Source organism: Sneathiella chinensis (assembly GCF_012720115.1).
In the GTDB taxonomy this organism is placed as follows: Bacteria; Pseudomonadota; Alphaproteobacteria; order Sneathiellales; family Sneathiellaceae; genus Sneathiella; species Sneathiella chinensis.
This window is the reverse complement of record NZ_VNWN01000004.1, coordinates 127138-149582: the sequence shown is the minus strand read 5'-3', so window position 1 is coordinate 149582 and position 22445 is coordinate 127138. Positions and strand designations below refer to the sequence as shown.

The 22445-nt window shown below is 56.9% G+C and carries 18 protein-coding genes and 1 riboswitch; of the genes, 11 read left to right on the top strand and 7 right to left on the bottom strand.

Going from position 1 to position 22445, the window contains the following annotated elements:
* The first annotated feature begins 149 nt into the window (after positions 1-149).
* Entirely contained in the window at positions 150-806 is a 657-nt protein-coding gene (locus FQB27_RS07285; protein WP_169560248.1) for a transglutaminase-like cysteine peptidase, read from the top strand.
* A 249-nt stretch (positions 807-1055) separates the two neighbouring features.
* Here FQB27_RS07285 and FQB27_RS07280 read toward each other — a convergent pair whose 3' ends face one another.
* Positions 1056-2342 (bottom strand): TolC family outer membrane protein, encoded by a 1287-nt coding sequence (locus FQB27_RS07280; protein ID WP_169560247.1) that lies wholly within the window; start codon positions 2340-2342, stop codon positions 1056-1058.
* Between the two features lie 983 nt (positions 2343-3325).
* Between FQB27_RS07280 and FQB27_RS07275 the strand changes: the two genes are divergently transcribed.
* From FQB27_RS07275 to FQB27_RS07260, 4 genes are read left to right on the top strand one after another with little or no spacing between them, the layout of a single operon-like run.
* Positions 3326-5695 (top strand): type I secretion system permease/ATPase, encoded by a 2370-nt coding sequence (locus tag FQB27_RS07275; RefSeq protein WP_169560246.1) that lies wholly within the window; start codon positions 3326-3328, stop codon positions 5693-5695.
* 20 nt (positions 5696-5715) lie between these two features.
* The gene (locus FQB27_RS07270; protein ID WP_169560245.1) at positions 5716-7044 is read left to right on the top strand and encodes an HlyD family type I secretion periplasmic adaptor subunit; all 1329 of its coding nucleotides are present in this window, start codon (positions 5716-5718) and stop codon (positions 7042-7044) included.
* Positions 7041-7754 (top strand): transglutaminase-like cysteine peptidase, encoded by a 714-nt coding sequence (locus tag FQB27_RS07265; RefSeq protein WP_169560244.1) that lies wholly within the window; start codon positions 7041-7043, stop codon positions 7752-7754. The genes FQB27_RS07270 and FQB27_RS07265 overlap by 4 nt, the downstream gene beginning before the upstream one ends.
* Complete coding sequence (locus tag FQB27_RS07260) at positions 7747-9813, top strand: HD domain-containing phosphohydrolase (protein WP_169560243.1); 2067 nt, start codon at positions 7747-7749, stop codon at positions 9811-9813. The genes FQB27_RS07265 and FQB27_RS07260 overlap by 8 nt, the downstream gene beginning before the upstream one ends.
* Positions 9814-9911: 98 nt before the next feature.
* Here FQB27_RS07260 and FQB27_RS07255 read toward each other — a convergent pair whose 3' ends face one another.
* From FQB27_RS07255 to FQB27_RS07245, 3 genes are all read right to left on the bottom strand, one after another.
* Positions 9912-10430 carry a hypothetical protein gene (locus tag FQB27_RS07255; RefSeq protein WP_169560242.1) on the bottom strand — a complete coding sequence of 173 codons (519 nt, stop codon included), beginning with the start codon at positions 10428-10430 and terminating at the stop codon, positions 9912-9914.
* A gap of 281 nt (positions 10431-10711) precedes the next feature.
* Positions 10712-11500, bottom strand: a complete 789-nt coding sequence (locus FQB27_RS07250; protein WP_169560241.1) for a trypsin-like serine peptidase — start codon at positions 11498-11500, stop codon at positions 10712-10714.
* Between the two features lie 27 nt (positions 11501-11527).
* The gene (locus FQB27_RS07245; RefSeq protein WP_169560240.1) at positions 11528-11782 is read right to left on the bottom strand and encodes a hypothetical protein; all 255 of its coding nucleotides are present in this window, start codon (positions 11780-11782) and stop codon (positions 11528-11530) included.
* 133 nt (positions 11783-11915) lie between these two features.
* Here FQB27_RS07245 and FQB27_RS07240 point away from each other — a divergent pair, with 133 nt between their 5' ends.
* Both FQB27_RS07240 and FQB27_RS07235 read left to right on the top strand, forming a co-directional pair.
* On the top strand, positions 11916-12479 hold the full coding sequence (locus tag FQB27_RS07240; RefSeq protein WP_169560239.1) for a DUF924 family protein: 564 nt from the start codon (positions 11916-11918) through the stop codon (positions 12477-12479).
* A gap of 56 nt (positions 12480-12535) precedes the next feature.
* Positions 12536-13303: an SDR family NAD(P)-dependent oxidoreductase gene (locus FQB27_RS07235; protein ID WP_169560238.1), complete on the top strand. Its 768-nt coding sequence runs from the start codon at positions 12536-12538 to the stop codon at positions 13301-13303.
* Between the two features lie 58 nt (positions 13304-13361).
* On the opposite strand, the gene FQB27_RS07230 is transcribed toward FQB27_RS07235, so the two are convergent.
* Together FQB27_RS07230 and FQB27_RS07225 are read right to left on the bottom strand one after the other, a co-directional pair.
* Positions 13362-14099, bottom strand: a complete 738-nt coding sequence (locus FQB27_RS07230; RefSeq protein ID WP_169560237.1) for a hypothetical protein — start codon at positions 14097-14099, stop codon at positions 13362-13364.
* A 75-nt stretch (positions 14100-14174) separates the two neighbouring features.
* Positions 14175-14960 (bottom strand): ABC transporter ATP-binding protein, encoded by a 786-nt coding sequence (locus FQB27_RS07225; RefSeq protein ID WP_169560236.1) that lies wholly within the window; start codon positions 14958-14960, stop codon positions 14175-14177.
* A gap of 177 nt (positions 14961-15137) precedes the next feature.
* Between FQB27_RS07225 and cobD the strand changes: the two genes are divergently transcribed.
* Complete coding sequence (gene cobD, locus FQB27_RS07220) at positions 15138-16175, top strand: threonine-phosphate decarboxylase CobD (protein ID WP_169560235.1); 1038 nt, start codon at positions 15138-15140, stop codon at positions 16173-16175.
* On the opposite strand, the gene FQB27_RS07215 is transcribed toward cobD, so the two are convergent.
* Complete coding sequence (locus tag FQB27_RS07215; RefSeq protein ID WP_169560234.1) at positions 16172-16588, bottom strand: VOC family protein; 417 nt, start codon at positions 16586-16588, stop codon at positions 16172-16174. The genes cobD and FQB27_RS07215 overlap by 4 nt on opposite strands.
* A 96-nt stretch (positions 16589-16684) precedes the next feature.
* Positions 16685-16876: riboswitch (cobalamin riboswitch) on the top strand.
* Positions 16877-17027: 151 nt separating this feature from the next.
* Between FQB27_RS07215 and cobW the strand changes: the two genes are divergently transcribed.
* Genes cobW through cobO form a run of 3 tightly spaced genes read left to right on the top strand, consistent with a single transcriptional unit; the run spans position 17028 to position 22445 of the window.
* Positions 17028-18062 (top strand): cobalamin biosynthesis protein CobW, encoded by a 1035-nt coding sequence (gene cobW / locus FQB27_RS07210; protein WP_169560233.1) that lies wholly within the window; start codon positions 17028-17030, stop codon positions 18060-18062.
* Positions 18063-18064: 2 nt separating this feature from the next.
* Positions 18065-21820 carry a cobaltochelatase subunit CobN gene (gene cobN / locus FQB27_RS07205; RefSeq protein WP_169560232.1) on the top strand — a complete coding sequence of 1252 codons (3756 nt, stop codon included), beginning with the start codon at positions 18065-18067 and terminating at the stop codon, positions 21818-21820.
* The gene (gene cobO, locus FQB27_RS07200) at positions 21813-22445 is read left to right on the top strand and encodes a cob(I)yrinic acid a,c-diamide adenosyltransferase (protein WP_169560231.1); all 633 of its coding nucleotides are present in this window, start codon (positions 21813-21815) and stop codon (positions 22443-22445) included. Before cobN ends, cobO begins: the two co-directional genes overlap by 8 nt.

Sequence of the window (22445 nt, the reverse complement as noted above, 5' to 3'; positions counted from 1 at the left end):
TTGTCTTACTGACAAAAATGTGAATAGAACACAAGGAATGTTAATATTTCTTAATCGGTTTACAGAATAGTCTTCTGATACAGGCTTGCGGACATTTTTTACGCCCTGATATAGAAAAGACCATACCGGAGATTGTAACAGGGGCCGTTTTGAAAAAGCGCAACCATCCAAAATCGCGATTGCTGCTTTTCTCGTCGGCCCTGGCCTTCGGGCTGAGTGTCCTTGTGGCACCGCCCCACGCCTCGGCAAACGGCATCTTCGGGTTTCGGGAAATCGCCTATACAGACCTGAAGCCCTTTCCCAAATGGCAAAAGGTGCTGGACACCTACAAGGAACGCCCCGGAAACTGTGATTCCGGCCAGCTTAACGCCTGTGCCTACAAGAAGTGGGAAGAACTGATTGAGGAGTTGCAGGACGCCCCCAAGGCCAAACAACTGGAACGCGTCAACACCTACATCAACCTCTTTCGCTATATCCTCGACCCCATCAACTGGGGGGTAAAGGATTACTGGGAAATCCCGCGGGAATTCTTTGCCCGCTTTGGCGATTGCGAGGATTACGCCATCGTAAAATACTTCACCCTCCGGGCGCTTGGCTGGAAGGCGGAAGAGATGAAAATCGTTGTCCTGCAGGATATGAACCTGCGAATTGCCCATGCCATTCTTGCTGTTGAACTGGATGGAAAACAGATGATATTGGACAATCAGATCGGACTGGTTGTGGATGCCAAGCGAATCAAGCATTACCGCCCCATCTACTCGGTCAACGAATTGGGATGGTGGCGCCACAAGCCGGCTGTCAACTAGCCCCGCCTTCCCCGCCCCCGACAACCGGACAGTTTCACCATCCGGTCAATCCGATATTCCGCCCCCCTGTAACCCTGCGTCCCACAGTCATGCAAAGGCACGGCAGCACAGCAGCGCAGCCAACAGCCATACAGCCACAGCCATGCTGAGCGGCCCCTTGTCGCCCCGACACTCACCCTCTCATCCCTACAAAGCAAAAAAGGCCGCCCCTGCAAGGGACGGCCTTTTTCAGTGTTCGTAAAGAACGCCTTAGCTGTTATTCGGCAAGGCTTCCTCTGGCAGGGTTACGCCCAATGTGCTGTTCAGACGACCCATAGTTGCCAGCAGGCGGTATTTCGCGAACAGAACGGAATATTCAACCGTTGCCAGACTTGTCCGGGAGTTGAACAGTTCATTATCCGCATCCAGCATATCCAGCAGGTCCCGCTGTCCGATCTGGAATTCCTGACGGTAAGTGGAAGCCACCTGACCGTTGGCAACAACCTGATCGCTTAGCGCTGCGGCACGGCCTTGCGAGCGGGCCAGAGAGCTCCAGCTCTGGCGGATTTCCTCTTCGACCAGACGTTCAAAGCGGGCAACACGTTGCTGGGTTTCGGACTTACGCTCAACCGCTTCCCGCTGACGGCCCAGATCGATACCACCGCGGTACAGGTTGTAACGCAGACGAACCATCGCGGTGAAATCGTCGTTATGTCCCTTCACACCGTCCGTATCGTTATTGGCGTTTGCATCCAGTTCCAGATTAACGGTCGGGTAGAAGTTGGCTTCGGCAGCCTTGATTTCGGCTTCGGAAGTTTTCAGGTCGGAACGAGCAAAGCGGATATCCGGGTTGCTTTCCAGACCGATTGTGATGATGTCTTCCAGATTGGCGGGCAGAACACCGTCATTGAATTCCGGCAGTTCGAGATTCATCGGGGCTTCCCCGACAATGCGGCGATACGCGATCTCTGCGTTATCAAGCTGACGCATTGTCTCGACAAGGGTGTCCTCGGCGGCGGCAACACGGGCTTCCGTCTGCTGGACATCCCCGACACCACTCTGTCCGGCATCAACGCGGTCGTTGATTTCCTTCAGCGTGCGTTTGTGAATTTCAAGATTTTCCGTCGCAAGGTTCACAATTTCCAGATTGCGGAGAACATCCAGATAGGCCTGAACTGCGTCAAGGCCAATGGCCTCGGCCCGTTCCCGAACCCGGTAGGCGGCGCCATCGACACGGGCGGACTGACGTTCAACCTCGGCTTCGCGGGCGCCAAAATCCAGAAGGGTTTGTGTCAATGAGATGCTGCCCTCGGTTCGGGTCAGCCACTTGTCATCGATAGAAACCGTATCCGTCCATTCCTTACCACCCCCGGCGGCAAGATCAATGGAAGGATAGTAAAGGCCGTGTGCTTGCTCGAGTTCCTGGTCAATGGCACGGCGGTTTGCGGACGCCTCGCCAATTTCCGGATAATTCATCACGGTACTCTGTACAGCTTCGGCCAAGGAACCGGCATGAACCGGCGCAGAAACTGCAATACTTCCAAGCACTGTCGCCATAACACTCGCCGTAACAACCCTGCGCGTGCTACTCGCTGACAATCTGGACATCATGCCCCTCTCCCACATTTAAAGTAATATCGTTTGTAGTTTTCTGGTACCCAATACGCTTGAATGTTGCCCCACCGAGTACTCGCAAAACAAGTTTATGTCAAACAACAATCGTTTATACATTTAACAAATTCGACAAAATTTACCCACACACCGGGCGCGAAAACAACCCATTTTAGTGTCACACAGCACATATTCCCCAGTGTTTCTGCGCTGTGTGGCTCAATCGCAACACAAAAGAAACCCGTCTCCTCACAGTCCCCACCGGGAGACCATACCCCACCCAACGGCCGGAGCTGTTCTCCCAAAACACCCCTACCCTTCTTGCACCTGGCACAAGAAGAGAAGCATTTTCAGCGACTTAAATCGATAGAATCGTTTTTAATAAAATTGTTACATCATTTCAAGGGCATGGTTTTCGCACCCTTGAAACCAAAAACCCTCATACCAAGAAAACAAAACAACATAAATCTCCTTATGGGTATGCCGCCCCACGAAAGACGCCCCCATAGCGGACCCATATATTTATGGTTAATTTTGTTGTATTTAATGAGTGATCCGGCCCAAGATACAGTTGTATTGCGAGGGCGTCCCCCTTCAAAACCGACGGGGGAATACCATTAAAGCGAGAAATTGACGGATTATTTTTTTATAAATTGGCGATATTTCGAGTGAAACAACGGAGACGTTAATACGATTTTCACCAAATCCGCATTCTATTGAGGCAGAAGGCCGGACCTGATCATCCGGCAAGAATTGTACTGCGCAGCTACTTTTGGGGGAACCGGCACCGGGTATGTGCACTCACCTGCACCACTCCGGGCTGAATATTGGAAAAGAAGGATACTGCATACCGCGCCCATGTCAGTGCCGCCAGCAACAGCAGGCGACCGCCCTGACAGGCCGGTACGGTGTCCGGTTTGGATACGCAAATGACGACAAATGGTAAGAAAACAGATTCCATTCTGGAAAAGGAATCACTCTCCTCGGGGACGGAGACTGTGAGGGACAAGGAGCAATCGTCTCCCTCGCCGGAGCGTTCCTTTCGGGAGCAAGCCCTTCAATCCCTGAAGCAGGCCGCTGCGCAAGGTGGCCAGAAGGACGCCCCGGCCAGCGAGGACGCCTCCGGGGATTGGCAGGTTGAACTGTCCAGTGTCGCCAAGTCGGACCATGATCCGTTGCTGGGCTGCCTTGTCGCCCTGACCAAGGTTTTCGAGGACCCCCGCACGCCTGAAGCCCTGATCTATGGCATGCCGCTGGAAGATAATTGCCTGACACCGGACCTGTTTGTCCGGGCCGCCCAGCGCGTTGGCATCAGTGCCCGGATCACCAACCGCAAGTTGGACAAGATTCCGGAAGTGGTCCTGCCAACCGTCCTGCTGATTCGAGGGCGGCGCGCCTGTATCCTGCTGGAGCGGAAGGGCGACAAGGCCGTCGTCATTTTCCCGGAGACCGGCGAAGGGTCCCAAACCCTGCCCCTTGCGGAACTGGAAAAGATTTACGCCGGGTATGCCATATTTGTCCGACCCGGCTTCAAGTTCCGCGTCGATCGGGACGAAAGTTTGCAGGAACGCAAGGGCTCGTGGTTCTGGGGAACCCTGCGCCAGTTCTGGCCAACTTATCTTCAGGTGATTCTGGCCGCCTTCCTGATCAACAGCTTTGCCATTGCCAGCCCCCTGTTCATCATGAATGTCTATGACAGGGTGGTCCCCAACAAGGCCCTTGAAACCCTTTGGGTTCTGGCGTTTGGTATCATTACGGTGATCGGTTTTGACCTGATCCTGAAATCCCTGCGATCCTATTTCGTGGACAATGCGGGCAAACGGGCCGACGTGCTTCTGTCCAGCCGGATTTTCGAACAGGTCCTCAACCTTCAGGTCAAGGCCCGGCCCGCCTCTGCCGGGGCGTTTGCCAACCATCTTCGGGAATTTGAATCCTTACGGGATTTCTTTACCTCTGCCACCATCACCGCACTGGTTGACCTGCCGTTCCTCGGCGTCTTCCTGTTCATCATCTATCTGATTGGTGGCCCCCTTGTGGTTGTTCCCGCCGTCGCCATTCCGGTGGTGATCGGCATCGGGCTGGCCCTGCAATGGCCGCTGCGCCGGGCGGTTTCCCAAAACTCCGACGAGAACTCCCAAAAGCATGGCGTCATTATCGAGACCATCTCGGCCCTTGATACTGTCAAGAGTCTCGGCGTTGAAGGCCATATGCAAAAAGAATGGGAACGCTTCGTCGGGCAGACCGCCAAGACCAGCGTAACCTCCCGCTTCTTTGCCAGCCTCAGCATCAACCTGTCGGCCGCCGTCATGCAACTGGTCACCATCCTTGTGGTTATCTATGGCGTCACGCTGATGACACAGCCGGATACCAACATCACGATCGGTGCCCTGATTGCCTGTACCATCCTGACCGGACGGACAATGGCCCCCCTGGGTCAGATTGCCGGTCTTCTGACCCGGCTCAATCAGGCCATGGTCGCCCTCAAGGGTCTGAACCAGATCATGGCCCTGCCGGTGGAACGGGCTGCGGAAAAACGGCAACTCAGCCGCCCCAACATTCAGGGCGATGTGGAGTTCAAGGACGTAACCTTCAAATATCCGGGAACAGAACTGCCGGCCCTTTCCAATGTATCGTTCAAGATCCGGGCGGGGGAAAAGGTGGGCATTATCGGGCCGGTCGGGTCCGGCAAGACCACCATTTCCCGGCTGCTGATCAACCTGTACGAACCGGATGAAGGCGCGGTCCTGATCGATGGCACCGATATCCGACAAATTGACCCGTCCGACATTCGCCGCTCTATCGGTAGTGTGATGCAGGATATCGTCCTGTTTCAGGGGACCGTGCGCCAGAATATCACTATGGGCCACCCACAGGCCGATGACGACATGGTCCTGCGCGCCTCCAAGCTGGCCGGTGTTCATGACTTTATCAGCCGGCATCCGCACGGATATGACCTTCAGGTCGGCGAAAAGGGCGCCACCCTGTCAGGCGGCCAACGCCAGTGTATGGGCCTCGCCCGTTCCCTGCTGCCCAACCCGCCCATCCTGATGTTTGATGAACCGACCAGTTCCATGGACCTCAATTCCGAACGTCGTTTCATCAGCCGGTTGAAGGATTTCAGCAAGGACAAGACCCTTATTCTGGTCACTCACCGGACATCCCTGTTCTCGCTGGTGGACCGGATTATCGTTCTTGGAAACGGCAAGGTGGTTGCAGACGGACCACGGGATGAAGTGTTGAAGATCGGTCGCAAGGCCGACCGGACAAGTCAGGCGCCTCAAAAAGCGCAGCAGGGGTAACGAAGACGATGGAAAAGCAAATGTCCAACAACGCTGAGTGGAGCGATTCCGATTTTGCCTCGGATGTGATGGCGGCAAAAATGCAGGGACCCAACCCGCGTTCCTTCCTGTTGCTGATCGGGATCGTGGCCTTTTTCATTTCCGCCTATATCTGGGCGGACAATGCCATTCTGGATGAAGTCACCCGCGGCGATGGCAAGGTCATCCCGTCCAGTCAGGTGCAGGTCATCCAGAATCTGGAAGGCGGCATCCTGAAGGAACTTCTGGTGCGGGAAGGGGAAACGGTCGAGAAAGGCCAGATTCTGCTCCGCATCGACGATACCGGCTTTTCTGCCCGCTTTGGCGAGATTGAATCCAATTACCTGAACCTGATGGGCCGGATTGCCCGCCTCAAGGCAGAAGCCGAAGGGACCGGCATTACCTTTCCGCCGGAACTGATTGCCGAAGGCGCCGAGATCAGTGTCCGTGAACAGAACCTGTACAACGCCCGGCAGGCGGAATTGCAGTCACAGATTGCCATCCTCCGCCAGCAGGCCCAGCAACGCCAGCAGGAAATTGCCGAAATCAACGGACGCCTGAACCAGCTGCGGTCCAGCTTTGCTCTGGTTAATGAAGAGCTTTCCATCACCGAACCCCTTGCCGTGAAAGGCATTGTTCCGAAGGTTCAGTTGCTGAAACTGAAACGGGAAGCCAATGACCTGAAAGGCCAGATTTCCGCGTCACAGCTTGCCCTGCCCCGGGCCAAGGGCGCCCTGCAGGAAGCCAACCAGAGGATCGAGGAAAAGATCCTCAACTTCCGCAGTATTGCATCGCAGGAACTGAGCACCGCCCGGGCCGAGTTTGAGGCCATCCGCCAGACCATTCTGGCCGCCCGCGACCGGGTTGTACGGACTGATGTCCGCTCCCCGGTAAAAGGGACGGTCAAGGACCTGAAAATTTCAACCATCGGCGGCGTGGTACAGCCCGGACAGGATATTGTGGAAATTGTCCCGATTGAGGATTCTCTTCTGGTAGAGGCCCGCATCCGTCCGTCCGATATCGCCTTCCTGCGCCCCGGACAGAAGGCAACCGTCAAGATCACGGCCTATGACTATTCCATCTATGGCGGGTTACCTGCCGAGCTGGAACGGATCAGCGCCGACACCACCGTGGATGAGCAGACCGGCGACAGCTTCTACAAGATCATTGTCCGCACCGAGCAGAACTATCTGAAGCGCGGCGATGAAACCTACCCGATCATTCCGGGTATGGTGGCGTCCGTGGATACCCTGACCGGACAGAAATCCGTTCTGGACTACATCCTGAAGCCGATCCTGAAAACCCGCGACAACGCCTTGAAGGAAAGATGATGCCCCTATCAGCGACACTTCTTCCCTTTGCCCTTGCCGCGTCCCTGCTGATGGCAGGGTCCGCGCAGGCCAACACGATGGCGGATATTCCGCCGCCGGACGGCCTGTTCGGTACGGTCGAAATCCCTTCGCGGGATTTGCAGGCCCTGCCGCAATGGACAAGGGTGATTGGCGATTTCAAGAAAAGCGACCGGGCCGCCCGCCTGTGTGATCAGGACATCCAGAAATGCGCCTCGCAACAGATGACCCTGTGGCGGGCCAAAATCCAGGAACTGACCGAGGCCGAGCGTTCCACCCAACTTCGCGAGATCAACAGGTTCATCAACAAGTGGCGCCATGTGTCCGACATGGAGAATTATGGCCACGCGGATTACTGGGCCAGCCCGCTGGAATTCATCACCAACGGCGGCGATTCCGAAGATTTCGCAATCATGAAATATATCAGCCTGAAAGAGCTGGGTGTGCCCGTTGCCAATATGCGCATCGTTGTGACAAGCGACGTGTTGCGCGGCCAGAACCACACCATCCTGTATGTCCGGGAAAATGGCCGCCGTCTGGTTCTGGATTCCCAGAATGACACGGTCCAGCAGGAAAAGAATGTCAAATATTACGTGCCGTTCTATTCGGTGAACGAAACCACCCGATGGGCGCATGTAGCCAATGAGGCAACCGAGATTGCCGGCGCGACGGAGAAACCACGCGATGACTGAACTAACCGCAAACCTTGAACTGAACAATATCATGTCCAGGGAAGCTCCCAAGGAGCGTTCTTCGTCTTTTCGGACACCGCTTCGGATCGGTATTCTGATTGCCGTTCTTCTGTCGCTTGGGGCCTATTTCACAGCCGATTTTGCAATCCAGAACGCGAAAGAGGAACTGCTTGCCGAATTGCAGGCCCGCGAGGAGATCACCGCTGCCGGCAAGAACGAGGTCATGACCACCTGGATTGACAGCACCGGGCGCAAGGCTTCCCAGATTGCCAGCCATCCCCTGTTCCGCCTGTTCGCAGACGAGGTCAACCGGTCTGACAGTGCGGAACTGCCCCGCCCGCTGGCCAACCAGCTTCCCTACATGCAAAATGCCATCTCAAGTTTTGTCGAACAGAACAACGTGGTCGCCGCCTATGTCATTGGCCGCAATGGCCGGGCCTATCTGGCGTCCACCGGATCACCGTCCCTGACGGATGAACAGCGGGACCTTGCCGTCCGGCACTACAGCCAGACAGAGATTGCCGCCGTCAATGCCCGCGAGAGCGGAAAAGACCTGCTGATTGATTTTCTGGTTCCCATCCTTGAGGCGCAGAGTGCGGCCGGGGCCAACCCCGCCGTCGTCGGGATTATGGTCATGACGGTTTCTGCCCGCGAAAAGATCGAGGAACTTCTCCGCCCTTCCGCCCTGTCCATGGAAGGAGAAGAAACCTGGCTGTTCCAGCGGGACGGCGACCGGTTCTTTATGGCGGACAGCAAGTCCGAGACCTATTTCTCCAAACAGCCAGCCAGCGGCATGACAGCGGATTTCACCCGCTTTGCGCTTCGGGATATCTCAACCACAAACGGCCCTCTCTATTCTGTCGGCGTGCAACTTGGCAATACCAACTGGGTCATCACCCAAGGCATTCATGAGAAAGAGGCTCTGGAGCCGCTGGAGCGATATTCTGTTGGCATATGGATCGTTGCGGTCAGCACCGTGCTGGTCATTCTCAGTATCCTTGCGGCCATCTGGCTGACCCTGCGCAGCCAGAACAACAAGGCCATGGCCGAGCAATACAAGGAACTGGCCCATAAGATCAACGCCCAGCGCCGCCTGCTTGGCAGCATCAACAACACCATCGATGACCTGATCGGACTGACCGATACGGCCGGGCGCTATGTCTATGCCAATCCGTCACTTGCCCGGTTTGTCAATTTCCCGGTTCAGTCCATTGCTGGCAAGACCGACCGCGACCTGTTTGGCGAGAAGGCCGCCCGTGCCATGGGGGACCTCAATCAGGTGGTTCTGGATACCGAGCAGACCCAGAATACCATCATGGAAGTGGAGACCGATAATGGCACCCGCATTCTGCGGATCGAAAAATCCCGCCTGATGGATGACGAGGGACTGTTCATGGGGATCGTCACCGTGGCCGGTGACATCACGGACTTTATCGAGCACCAGCGGATGAAGGAACGGCTGGGTCAGAAAACCATTTCGGTTCTGGTTCGCATGCTGGAGGCAAACGACCCCTATCTTGCCAACCATTCCCATCGGATGAGCGTTCTGGCCAACAATGTCGCCCGTGTCATGGATCTTCCCACAGAAACCCGGCAGGCGATTGCAACCGGCGCCAACCTGTCCCAGATCGGTAAAATCTCGATCCCGTCGGAAATCCGTACAAAAGACGGACGCCTGACCGACGAGGAAATGGACATCATGCGGGGGCATGTGGCCAGCGCCGAGTCCATTCTGGCGGAAATGGAAGTGGACGCCCCCATCGTCGAGGCCGTCGCCCAGATGTATGAACGCAAGGATGGGACCGGATACCCGAAACAGCTTGAAGGGGAAGAAATTGCCATGTCCGCCCGGATTTTGGGCATGGCCGATATCCTGATTGCCCGGATTTCCCCCCGCTCTTACCGGCAGGAGGTTTCCGTTGAGGAAGCCATGGAAGTCTTCCGCAGCAATCCACACCGGTATGATCAGGATGTGGTCGCCGCACTGGACGACTTCCTGCAGTCCCCCGAAGGAGAGGATTTCAGAAACTCGCTGGAGCAGGACAAAAATCCCTCCTGATCCCGCCAAGGGTGATGTCACCGGAAACAAAAAAGGGCCTCGCATCTGCGGGCCCTTTTTTGCATCAGACTGTCCTGATTAAAATTCTGCTGTATCGGCTAGGACTCATCCGCCTTGTAAGGATCATCCACAAGATCGGAGATTGGCCCGCCAAGATCGTCCAGACTGGAAGAGACACCGCTCTCCGCCAAGGCGTCATTCCTGACAATAAGGACGCCGCCGTTCCCGGCTGCATCCGCGACATAATCCAGGGCATCCACCCCGTCCCGGACGGCGATGTTCAGCATATCAAACAAAGCATCCAGATCTACCAGGTCATCTTGTGAGTCTGACATGAAATCAATACCCTTGAACTCAGCCGTCCATTTCAGGACATCCACTGCTGAATATGCCTTGCCATCCTGAAACTGCAACGAAGGGGGGTCTGGCAAATCAGCCATTCCCGCGAAGCCTTTCAGCACAACCCTGTTTGCCTCGACCGTGATAATCAAATCCTGCCCCGATGTAATAAAATCGGCGTTATCAGGCGCACTTACATCAAGCGGAACAACATCCCCCTTATTTACAACAATCTGTTTTGTTGTAGCGGATCCGGGCATTCCCGGCATGTCATCCATGCGCTCCCGATCGGACACTGTTCCTGACCTGTTGTTTGCTGAAACGACCTCGGAAACCTCAAACCCTTACCGGATAGAAATCCCGATCCCCGCTTCTGTCTTTTCTGTTGTTACCTCAATCAAGCAGGGTTGAAGCTAATACAAGCCGGGGGACAAAACATCCCCCATATGAGGTACTTGTTAAGATTTTAATTCTTTTTTATGTAAATTTTATACAATAATTCCCACCCTTTTCAGGGATACAGGCCCTCGCCTTCCCCTTGCTGGCGGACAATCAGGAATTATTTGAGATACGGGTAAAATACGGAACTGGGGATGGCAAGCCCACTGACCTCGCCGGTTTTCAGACGCGCCGTGGCAGAATGCAAGCCAATCAGGCGATACCCTGCCCCATCCTTCACAAAAATGGGCGAACCGGAATCCCCGTTTGTGGCATCGCACTGATGAAAATAGATCGGTGCCTGCCCTTTATCCAGTCTTGCTGTGTGGGTTATCCGGCATTTTTCATGAACCGTCAGAATATGGGAATAATCCCGGCTGTATCCTGCCTGCACCAGATCAGCGGTTGCGAGTGCATCCTCTGACAGGCGGCGGCGGGATACCTCGGCAAAACCAAAGGTCTTCCCCAAGGGCTTGTCCAGCGTCAATACCGCCCAGTCCTTGTCCCGTGGCAACGGCTGTACAGACAGATCCGGCAGGGCCGCAAAGGCCGTCCGATATCGAAGCCCCCGGGCATGCCCCGCATACCGCCCCTTGTCATACCCGGCGACAAAATGAAATTCCGTTGCCCCGCTCCACCGTTTTGTGCGCTTGTTCCAGAAACAATGGGCCGCCGTCAGGACCTGATCTTCGGCAACAAGAATGCCTGTACAAAAATTGCCGGACCGGTTGACCCGACCGATGGTTCGCCACGGAAAGGCGGTAATATCCACCGGGGAGCGGTCATCCTTCCCCTTGATACCAAGGGGAGCCTGAAGAATACCGTTCTTCATCGGTTGGGTGGCCTGCGCCGATCCGACCATAGCCAGAAAGGCCCCCACCAAAACCACGGTCACACGCAATAAAGCCATCAAAGACACAATCCCGCCCGAACCGGATCAGCACATCATGCGAAGGGCGATCTGCCCTGTCACCGCGTAACAGACATCCCCCCGATCCGTCGAATACCGCCACAGCGCCATGGCCCCATCCTGTTCAATCTTGTCCGGTTTCCCCACGGCTTCCGAAATGGCGTCCGGGCTGGTCCTGTTTCCGACCTTCGCCAGAAACTCCTCTTGCGAGACCTCCTCACAGGCTGACAAAAGAAGAAGAAGGCCTGACAGGAACAGAAGACCCATCCTGTCCTTTTTCATCGAAATGTTGCGTCTCATGCTTGCTTCCTTTTCCGGTACGTCCTGTGCCGGACAACAGACTGACTTTGACAATACAGGATAGTTGCATATGGTTGCGCTAAGATTAACCGGCAACAGACAGGGGCCGCTTTCCATGTCCAAAATCTCGGAAATACTCGATTTCTGGTTTCTTCCCGAAGACCATCCCGATCATGGGGAAAATCGCCCGGAATGGTTTCAGAAAAATGAGGCCTTCGATCAGGAAATCCGGGATCGCTTCCTGGATGATTTCGAGAAGGCCGTCAATGGCGACTACCTTTCCTGGGCCACCAGCATGAACGGGTGCCTGGCCCTGATCCTGCTGTTTGACCAGTTTTCCAGAAACATGTTTCGGGATAGCCCCAAGGCCTTTTCCGCCGATGCCAAGGCCAGAGAGATCGCCCGTCACATGATCCGGGAGGGATATTCCCAAGGCCTTCCCGCCTTCAAGCGGAATTTCGCAATCCTGCCCTTCGAACATAGTGAGGACTTGTCCGATCAGGAATACTCGGTTGCGCTGTTTCGGGAATTTTCCGATGAATCCAGCATCGATTTTGCCGTCCGGCATTTGGAGATTATCAAACGGTTTGGGCGTTTCCCGCACCGGAACCAAACCCTCGGTCGGAGTTCCACCCCGGAAGAAGCTGATTTCCTGCAACAACCAAATTCTTCTTTCTAGGACCGCCCCTGAAGGGTATAGAAAAACACGAATACAGTAAAAAAGGGCATACGGGTATGACATCACTCAAGGATAAAGTCGTAATCATCACAGGCGCCAGCCGCGGTATCGGGGCAGCAGTCGCCCACGAAATGGCCGCACAAGGTGCCCGTCTCGCACTCAGCGCACGCAATGCCGCGTCCTGCAGCGACATTCTGGAAACCATCGGCAACAACGGCGGCGAAGCCTTTGCTGTTGGCTGTGATGTCTCCTCCTTCGAGGCGGTCGAAAAGCTGGTTGCCGACACGCTGGAACGCTATGGCCGGATTGACGCCATCGTCAACAATGCGGGCATTATCGATCCGATCGCCCTGATCGAGGACACCGATCCTGAAGACTGGGCCCGGAATATTTCCGTCAATCTGGTTGGCGTCTATAACGGCATTCGCGCCGTCCTGCCGCATTTCTACAAGCAGTCTTCCGGCATTATCATCAACGTCTCTTCCGGGGCGGCACACAACCCGCTGGAAGGGTGGAGTGCCTATTGCTCCGGTAAGGCAGGGGTTTACATGCTGACCCGCGCCACCGCACTGGAAGCCGCAGAAAAAGGCGTTCGCGTTTATGGCTTTGGCCCCGGCACCGTTGATACCGACATGCAGGGCCTGATCCGCTCTTCCGGTATCAACCGGGTCAGCCAGATGCCACGGGAAAACCTGTTCCCCGCCAACGAACCGGCCGCCGCCATCACATGGCTGTGCAGCGATGATGCGGCTGACCTCGCCGGACAGGAACTTTCCGTTCGCGACGAAGAACTCCGCCAGCGGGTTGGCCTGCCAGCCTTGTAATCCTGACATGTAATGATCCAGCGGGGGGATTGGGGACAGGAACGGACTTACCCGTTTCCTATTCCCCCTTCTGGAACTCTGTCAGGCGTGTTCTTGAAATACCGAAAATCATGGCCGCCGTCATTTTCAGATAGCGGCACTGATCCCTCAGAAACTCCAGTTCCGTTCGGTAATCATCCTCGCTGATAAACCAGCGGCATATCTCCTCGTCCGTCAACAGTTGCAGGGACCGAACATACAGGGCGACGCGGCGCTGCGATGCCTGCCGGGACTGGTCCCCCGAAACCTGCATCAGACCACAAAACTGTTCCGCCATTTCAAACAACCTCTGCCCGGAATAAAAGAGGACGCTGGCGCGAATGAACTTTCGCTCTTCCCGTTCCATTAAGCGGTGTTTTTCAGGACTTCTGCCATCCAGATACCGCCGCACGGCCATGCGTCGGCACAGGACCATTTTCCGGGGCATGCCCAGCGCCAGCCGGACAAAGGACGGGGCATAATGGATCATGTGTTCCGCGGGCAGCAACCGGGCCATGAAATCGAATTCTGACAGCCAGAAACGAATATTCGCCGACGGGCAGCCCGCGATCCTTTTTTCCAGATGGTCCCGCAGCAAAAGCCGGACCTCTTCTTCCTCATGATATAATTCAGACCAGAACCGGCGGCTGGCCGCATTATCAATGAAAACGGATTTTCCCCACGGCGACATGAAACGCTGGCTATCCGCCCATCGCAAATTCGGGCGCGGTTGAAGCGCCCGATCCACGTCTTCTGGAAGGTCGGTTTTTTCCGTCATGATATTTCCGATGGCTGTCTGGCGGTACAGCCCTCATGACGGCTGGGTCCCCGCGCCTGTGAGGCCGCGGACCCGTCAGAAGGTCAGCGAGGAAACCGGCATTTGGATCGGTCCGTCTTTTCGTTTGTGCCAGAACTGGTCAAGATAGGGATTATCCGATTGCTCCACCGCATCCACATCGCCGCACCAGACTACCCGCCCCTCATGCAGCATGGCAATCCGGTCAGAGATCCGCCGCGCCGTTACAAGGTTGCTGGTCACCGCGATGACGGTGCTGCCAAGATCACGCACATTCTGCAAGATCAGGTCATTGATCACATTGCTCATGATCGGGTCCAGCCCGGCCGTTGGTTCATCGAGAAACAGGATCGACGGGTCCCCGGCAAGGGCCCGGGCGATCCCCACCCGTTTCTGCATGCCACCGCTCAATTCAGCGGGATAGAGATCACAGACATCCGGGGACAAACCGACAGCCCGCAATTTTTCAATTGCGGCCTCGCGCACCTCTTTCCGGCTGGCCCCTGATTTCTGAAGCAGACGAAACCCGATATTCTCCCAGACGGGCATACCATCGAACAGGCCGGACCGCTGGAACAGGATGCCGAACTGTTTCAGATATTCGTCCCGTTCCGCCCCGGACAGGGACAGAACAGCCTCGCCCCCGACCTCAATCTCACCGGCATCGGGTGTGACCAGCCCCAGAATGGTTTTCAACAGAAGCGTCTTGCCCGATCCGGACGGACCAATCAGGGTCAAAATCTCGCCGTCGCGCACCTCAAGATCAACCCCGTCCAGCGCGTTCTTTCCATCGAACCGTTTGATCAGGCCTGTCGTCGCAATTCGGGTCTTCTCTTTCGGCACGCATCCATTCCTTCTGTAAAAAGACAGGGTCAACTTTTGACAGTTTTCTCCGGGCACTTTATGGCCTTAATGCGAAAATGTCATGCTTATCCGTTGCGCTGCAACCGGAATTCAGTATGAAAGGGCCGTGTGCCCCACCTGATGAACGACAAGAAAAACAAACCAAGGATCTTTGCGATGCCAGACCGCCCTGCCCCCAATTCCTATAACCGGGATGTGTATCATGGCGGCGACCTTGCCCATGCCAAGGGCCTTTATGGACAGGGCCCGGATGGCTGGCTGGACCTCAGCACCGGCATCAATCCGGTGCCCTACCCTATCCCCGACTGCCCCGAGAAAGTCTGGCATCGCCTGCCGGAAAGCGATCTGGAAGACGCCCTGCTATCTGCCGCAAGGCGCTATTACTCCCTGCATGACGAGGCAGATCTGGTCGCCCTTCCGGGAACACAAGCCGCCCTGCAACTGCTTCCCCTTCTGCGCCCCATGTCCCGCGTTGATATTCTGGGCCCCACCTATGCGGAACATGGCACCTGCTGGCGGCGCGGGGGCCACCATGTCACCGAACGCGGCACCCTTGATCAAATCGGCAGGGACACGGATGTAGCCGTGATCGTCAATCCCAACAACCCGGATGGCCGCCTTGTTCCGATCCCCGCCTTGCAGGCCGTTGCCAAAACACAGGCCGAAAAGGGCGGTTGGACCATCATTGACGAGGCTTTCATGGACGTCATGCCGGAAAACAGTCTGGCAGGTGTGCCGCCCCTTCCGGGCACTGTCATCCTGAAATCCATCGGAAAATTCTTTGGTTTGGCGGGGCTTCGGCTTGGCTTTGCCATGGGGGACCCGGCCCTGATCCGCACAATACGCGAGCATCTTGGCCCTTGGGCCGTCAGCGGCATCGCTGCCTTCGCCGGAAAAACGGCCCTGTCAGACACGCCATGGATCACCGCAACCCGGCAACAGCTTGCAGAAAGCCGCACGCGCCTTGCCACCCTTCTGGATAATCAGTGGATGACACCGGTTGGCGGCACGGACCTGTTCACACTGGTCGAGACACACCATGCTGCCACAATTTTTGACGCCCTGTGCACGCGTCATATCCTCATCCGCCCGTTCCCGGAACGCCCGCAATTCTTGCGATTTGGCCTGCCGGGAAGCGAACGGGACTGGCGCCGTCTTGAAACAGCGCTTGAGGAAATTCTGCCGCGTCTTTAGCCCCGGTCGAACAGGCTGTCCATATTCTTGAAGGTCTTGAATTCCATCGCATTCCCGGACGGATCATGCAGGAAAAAGATCCCCTGTTCGCCTGCCTGCCCTTCAAACCGGATACGGGGTTCAATCAGGAAGGCGGTACCGCTGGCAGCGACCTTGTCACGCAGGGCTTCCCAGTCGGACCATTCCAGAACTGCCCCGAAATGGCGTACCGGCACATTGTCCCCATCCACCGCGTTGGTTTCAACGGCTTCGCATTGCTCAGGCTTCACATGGGCGGAAATCTGGTGGCCAAAAAAATCGAAATCAATCCATTTTTCAGCCTCACGACCGACCTTGCATCCCAGAATATCCACGTAGAAACGGCGGGTATCCTCGATATTCATGACCGGAAAAGCCAGATGGAATGGGGGCATGACTGTCCTCCTGAACAGGAAAAATACGGAACTTGGGAAAATAGGCAAAAGACCCCCTGTTGTCACTTATTGAATTGACAGAATCCTCCAACATCCGTAGCGTCCGTCACCGATGGTTCCCGAATTTCGGGATTAAAAAGGGAATGCGGTGCGATCCTTGATCAATTCCGCAGCTGTCCCCGCAACTGTAAGCAACTAGTCTTTGCCACTCGCCACTGAAGATTTTCGGGAAGGCCGGCACAGATGCCATTTGCAAGCCAGGAGACCTGCCATCCCCGACAATAACACCACATGACGGAGGATCATGGATGACTTGCCAACACGCAGTCCACAAGACCGGCAGTGTCTCTGCCACCCTGTTTCCTATCGCCCTGACCCGTCAGGCGCGGTCCCTCCTGCTATTGCCTCATCCCCTCCCCCAACGTCAGGACTGTTTCCAATGACCATGACCCAAAAAATTCCCGCGACCGTCATTACCGGTTTTCTGGGTGCAGGCAAAACCAGCCTGATCCGCAACCTGATTGAAAATGCCAATGGCAAGCGCCTGGCGCTGATTATCAACGAATTTGGTGACCTTGGCGTGGATGGCGAGGTTCTGAAAGGCTGCGGCAATGAGAACTGCAGCGAAGAGGATATCGTGGAACTGGCCAACGGCTGCATCTGCTGTACCGTGGCTGATGACTTCCTGCCCACCATCCAGTCCCTTCTGGACCGGCCTGACCGGCCCGACCACATCATTGTCGAGACATCCGGCCTTGCCCTTCCCAAGCCGCTTGTCCGGGCCTTTGGCTGGCCGGAAGTGCGCACACAGGTGACCGTTGACGGTGTTGTCACGGTGATTGATGGCCCCGCCTATCGGGATGGTCTGTTCGCCAGCAATCCTGATGCGGTTCAGGCCCAGCGCGAGGCGGATGAAAATCTGGATCATGACAGCCCGCTTGAGGAACTGTTCGAGGACCAGATCAACTGCGCCGATCTTGTCATCCTGAACAAGTCGGACCTGCTGGACGAACCGGGCCTTGAGACGGCAACCGCTGAAATCCGGGCCCGCTTGCGCCCCTCCGTCAAGCTGGTGAAGGCCAGCCACGGCCTGATTGACAGTGCTGTCCTGCTTGGCATTGGTGCCGCCGCGGAAGACGATCTTGATATCCGCAAGTCCCACCACGACGGCGAGGACGACCACGAACATGACGATTTCGACAGCTTTGTTCTGGAACTGCCCAACCCCACCTCGATTGAGGAACTGGTCAGCAAACTGAAAACCGCCATCGAGGATCATGGCATTCTGCGCATTAAGGGGTTCATCGCCCTTGAAGGCAAGGATATGCGCCTTGTGGTGCAGGGCGTCGGCAACCGGATCCAGCATTATTTCGACCGGGAATGGAACACGGATGAGCCCCGGAGCAGCCGCCTTGTCGTGATTGGCGAACATGGTCTGGATGCCAACGCCATTACCCGCTTCCTGCAGGGTTAATCATGCACCTGCTGGCCGCAACTCCCGGCACCATTACGGACGGGTCTGAAGCTGTCGATCTGGGACAAAGTCCGGGCGATATTGTCTTCCTGTCCGCCGCCGATACGGAACTTTCCAGCCTGGCGGTCGCCCGCCGGGACCTGGAGGGTTTCGACGTCTCGTTGCGTCTTGCCAACAACATGCAGCTTGCGCACAACCTGTCCGTTGATATCTATGTGGAAGAAATCATCAGTCAGGCCCGACTGGTTGTCATCCGCCTGCTGGGCGGCGTGAATTACTGGCCCTATGGTGTGGAGCAGATCACCGAATGCTGCCGCCGGAACGGGATCAAGCTGGCCTTCCTGCCGGGAGACGATCAACCCGACGAGGAACTGACCGGCCTGAACACCCTGCCCCGTGAAGACAGCCATCGTCTGTGGCAATATCTGGTGGAAGGCGGCGCAGAGAATTACCGGCAGGCCCTGAAATACTGTCACTTCCTGATTAGTGGCCCCGCCAACTGGCAGGAACCCCGACCGCTTCTGAAAGCCGGTCTTTACTGGCCGGGCCTGACCACCCCCGGCCTCGACCTGATACGGGACCGCTGGCAACCGGATGGGGCCGTCTGCGCCATCGTGTTTTACCGCGCCCTCTATCAGGCGAACAACCTTGCGCCCGTTGACGACCTGATCAGCGCGCTGGCGGATCGGGGCCTCAACCCGCTGCCGCTCTATGTGACCAGCCTGAAAGACCCGGTTTCGGCGGGGATCGTCACGGAACTTCTGACTGAAACGACCCCGTCGGTCATTCTGAACGCCACCGGCTTTGCCGTTTCCAGCCCGTCCGGGCAGCGCAAGGAAACCCCGTTTGACGGGGCCGACTGCCCGGTCCTGCAGGTGATTTTCTCTGGCGGCAATGAAGACGGATGGCGCAATGGTATCAGAGGTCTTTCCGCCCGCGATATCGCCATGAATGTGGCCCTGCCGGAAGTGGATGGCCGGGTCCTGAGCCGGGCCGTATCCTTCAAGGCTGATGCCGGTTTTGACGGGGAGACGGAAACCAGCATCGTCGCCTATAAAAGCGTGCCGGACCGCATCCGCTTTGTGGCGGCTCTGGCCGCCAACTGGGCACGCCTGAGAAATACCCCTGCCGAAGACAGGGCCATTGCCCTTGTCCTTGCCAATTACCCCAACAAAAACGGCCGGATCGGCAATGGTGTCGGCCTTGATACGCCCGCGGGCACCATCGAGGTCATGACGGCGCTTGCCAAGGCGGGATATGACATTTCCGGCATTCCCGAAACCGGGAACGACCTGATTGACCGGCTTTTATCCGGCCCCACCAATGACCGAAACGAGGGAAAATCCCGGATCAGTGATATCCGCCTGTCCCTGCCCGACTATCTGAAGGCCTTCGAGGCATTGCCGCCCTCGGTCCGGGAACAGGTTTCCGCCCGCTGGGGCGATCCTGAAAGGGATCCCTTCTTCCATGAGGGGGCGTTCCATCTTTCGCTGATTTCCTTTGGCAAGGTCATTGTCGGGATACAGCCGGCACGCGGATATAACATTGACCCCGTCTCCAGCTATCACGATCCCGACCTTGTCCCGCCGCACGGATATTTTGCCTTCTATATCTGGTTGACCACCCTCCAAAAGGTCGGCGCCATCGTGCATATGGGCAAGCACGGGAATATGGAATGGTTGCCGGGGAAATCGCTGGCCCTGTCGGAAACCTGCTTCCCCGAGGCCGTGTTTGGCCCGACCCCCCATATCTACCCGTTCATTGTCAACGACCCCGGCGAGGGGACGCAGGCGAAGCGCCGCGCCGCCGCCGTGATCATTGACCATCTGACACCGCCCATGACCCGTGCGGAAAGCTATGGCCCGCTGGCCGATCTGGAACGGCTGGTCGACGAATATTACGAGGCAGCCGGTGTGGACCCCCGGCGTATCCGCCTGTTGCGGCAGCAAATTCTGGAACTGACCCAGATATCCGGTGTGGATATCGACTGCGGCATCAGCGCCAATGACGAGGAAGAAGAGCAACTGTCCAAGCTGGACAATTACCTGTGCGAATTGAAGGAGCTGCAAATCCGCGACGGGTTGCATGTCTTTGGTCAGGCCCCGGCAGGTCGGCTGCTGGTGGACCTTCTAGTCGCCCTTGTTCGCATCCCCCGCAATGACGGCAAGGGCAAGGATGCCTCGCTCATCCGGGCCTTGGCCGAAGACCTTGCACTGGGATCAGAGTTTGAGTTTGACCCGCTGGATTGCCGGTTGGGCGACCCTTGGGCCGGGCCACAGCCTGCGGCATTGAACAACGATGCGGGCCGCTGGCGCACCAATGGCGATACGGTTGAACGTCTTGAAGAACTGGCCGCTGACCTTGTTTCAGGGGCACGGCAGGCCCAACCGGAATGGAAACAGACCCAAGCCGTTCTTGACGGCATCGACAACCACCTGCGTCCCGTGGTTGAACAATGCGGGCGGGCAGAAATAAATGGCCTTCTGACAGGTCTTGCCGGGCGGTTTGTCGCCCCCGGCCCGTCCGGTGCCCCGACCCGTGGGCGAAACGATGTCCTGCCAACGGGGCGGAATTTCTTCTCGGTCGACAGCCGGGCCGTTCCCACGCCTACCGCATGGACACTGGGCTGGAAATCCGCCGACATGCTGATCCGCCACTATCGCCAGCAACATGGCGAATGGCCCAAATCCATGATCCTGAGTGCGTGGGGCACCGCCAACATGCGGACGGGCGGCGATGATATTGCGCAGGCCCTTGCCCTGATGGGGGTTCGCCCCAAATGGGACACGGCTTCCAACCGGGTGGTCGGTTTTGAAATCCTGCCTGCCTCCATCATGGACCGGCCACGGGTGGACGTGACCTTGCGGGTGTCCGGCTTTTTCCGCGATGCTTTTCCCCAGCAAATGGCCCTGTTTGACAGCGCGGCCCGCGCCGTCGCCAAGCTGGATGAGGATCCCGCCACCAATCCGCTGGCCGCCCGTGTGGCAGAGGATACCACCCTTCTGCTTCAGGACGGGCTGGATCAGGCCGAGGCGGAACGCCGGGCGTCCTACCGCCTGTTCGGATCAAAGCCCGGCGCCTATGGGGCGGGGCTGCAGGCCCTGATTGACGAAAAAGGATGGTCCGATGAGGGCGATCTTGCCCGCGCCTATATCGCATGGGGTGGGTATGCCTATGGTGCCGGTGCGGATGGCAAGGCCGCCCATGATGTGTTTACACGGCGGCTTGGCCGGATTGATGCGGTGGTTCACAATCAGGACAACCGGGAACACGACCTTTTGGACAGTGACGATTACTACCAGTTCGAGGGCGGCGTGACAGCGGCCATCCGGCATGTGACGGGATCGCAGCCGTCCGTTTACCACAACGACCATTCCCGTCCGGAAAGCCCGAAAATCAGGACACTGGAAGCGGAAATCGGCAGGGTCGTCCGGGCCCGCGCCGCCAACCCCAAATGGATCGAGGGCGTGATGCGCCACGGATACAAGGGGGCCTTTGAAATGTCCGCAACTGTCGATTACCTGTTTGCCTTTGCGGCGACGGCCCATGCGGTTAAAGATCACCATTTCGAGGCCCTGTTCGATGCCTATATCGGTGACGAGACCGTGCGGGACTTCATCCGGGACAACAACCCCGACGCCCTGCAGGACATGATCGACAGGTTTCAGGAGGCCATTGAACGCGGCCTCTGGTCCCCTCGAAGGAACAGTCTATATGGCCAGATAGAGGCCTTGAAAGCGGAGACAGCACATGGATAGGAAACTGAGCCCCGAAGAGCTGGAGCGCGCCAATGAGAAAGCCCGCAAGAAGAAAGCCGCACGGGACAAGATGCTGGCCACGAAAACCATCGAAAAAGGCCTGCTGATTGTTCATACGGGCAAGGGCAAGGGGAAATCCACGGCGGCCTTCGGGCTTGCCGCCCGCGCCATCGGCAATGACATGAAGGTGGGCGTGGTCCAGTTTGTCAAAGGCAAGTGGGAAACCGGCGAGCGCAAGGTTCTTGAGGCCTTCCCCGACAATATCGAAATCCACACCATGGGCGAGGGTTTCACATGGGAAACACAGGACCGGGAGCGCGATATCCGAGCCGCAGAAAAGGCGTGGGAGAAATCCACTGCCATGATCGAGGCCTGCCGCAGCGACACCCCGGAATTTGACATGATCATTCTGGATGAACTGAATATTGTTCTCCGTTATGACAGCCTTGATCTTAACAAGGTCGTTGAATTCCTGAAGAACAAGCCTGAAAAGCTGCATGTGGTTGTCACCGGCCGCAACGCCAAGGACGAACTGATTGATGCCGCCGATCTGGTCACCGAAATGACCCAGATCAAGCATCCCTTCCGCTCCGGCGTGAAGGCTCAGGTCGGAATCGAGTTCTAA

What these genes read in the sequence shown, in the direction of transcription:
- FQB27_RS07280 (WP_169560247.1), bottom strand. Translation starts at nt 2,342, where the DNA reads ATGGCGACAGTGCTTGGAAGTATTGCAGTTTCTGCGCCGGTTCATGCC.
- FQB27_RS07275 (WP_169560246.1), top strand. Translation starts at nt 3,326, where the DNA reads ATGACGACAAATGGTAAGAAAACAGATTCCATTCTGGAAAAGGAATCA.
- FQB27_RS07270 (WP_169560245.1), top strand. Translation starts at nt 5,716, where the DNA reads ATGTCCAACAACGCTGAGTGGAGCGATTCCGATTTTGCCTCGGATGTG.
- FQB27_RS07265 (WP_169560244.1), top strand. Translation starts at nt 7,041, where the DNA reads ATGATGCCCCTATCAGCGACACTTCTTCCCTTTGCCCTTGCCGCGTCC.
- FQB27_RS07260 (WP_169560243.1), top strand. Translation starts at nt 7,747, where the DNA reads ATGACTGAACTAACCGCAAACCTTGAACTGAACAATATCATGTCCAGG.
- FQB27_RS07255 (WP_169560242.1), bottom strand. Translation starts at nt 10,430, where the DNA reads ATGGATGACATGCCGGGAATGCCCGGATCCGCTACAACAAAACAGATT.
- FQB27_RS07250 (WP_169560241.1), bottom strand. Translation starts at nt 11,500, where the DNA reads ATGGCTTTATTGCGTGTGACCGTGGTTTTGGTGGGGGCCTTTCTGGCT.
- FQB27_RS07245 (WP_169560240.1), bottom strand. Translation starts at nt 11,782, where the DNA reads ATGAAAAAGGACAGGATGGGTCTTCTGTTCCTGTCAGGCCTTCTTCTT.
- FQB27_RS07240 (WP_169560239.1), top strand. Translation starts at nt 11,916, where the DNA reads ATGTCCAAAATCTCGGAAATACTCGATTTCTGGTTTCTTCCCGAAGAC.
- FQB27_RS07235 (WP_169560238.1), top strand. Translation starts at nt 12,536, where the DNA reads ATGACATCACTCAAGGATAAAGTCGTAATCATCACAGGCGCCAGCCGC.
- FQB27_RS07230 (WP_169560237.1), bottom strand. Translation starts at nt 14,099, where the DNA reads ATGACGGAAAAAACCGACCTTCCAGAAGACGTGGATCGGGCGCTTCAA.
- cobD (WP_169560235.1), top strand. Translation starts at nt 15,138, where the DNA reads ATGCCAGACCGCCCTGCCCCCAATTCCTATAACCGGGATGTGTATCAT.
- FQB27_RS07215 (WP_169560234.1), bottom strand. Translation starts at nt 16,588, where the DNA reads ATGCCCCCATTCCATCTGGCTTTTCCGGTCATGAATATCGAGGATACC.
- cobW (WP_169560233.1), top strand. Translation starts at nt 17,028, where the DNA reads ATGACCATGACCCAAAAAATTCCCGCGACCGTCATTACCGGTTTTCTG.
- cobN (WP_169560232.1), top strand. Translation starts at nt 18,065, where the DNA reads ATGCACCTGCTGGCCGCAACTCCCGGCACCATTACGGACGGGTCTGAA.
- cobO (WP_169560231.1), top strand. Translation starts at nt 21,813, where the DNA reads ATGGATAGGAAACTGAGCCCCGAAGAGCTGGAGCGCGCCAATGAGAAA.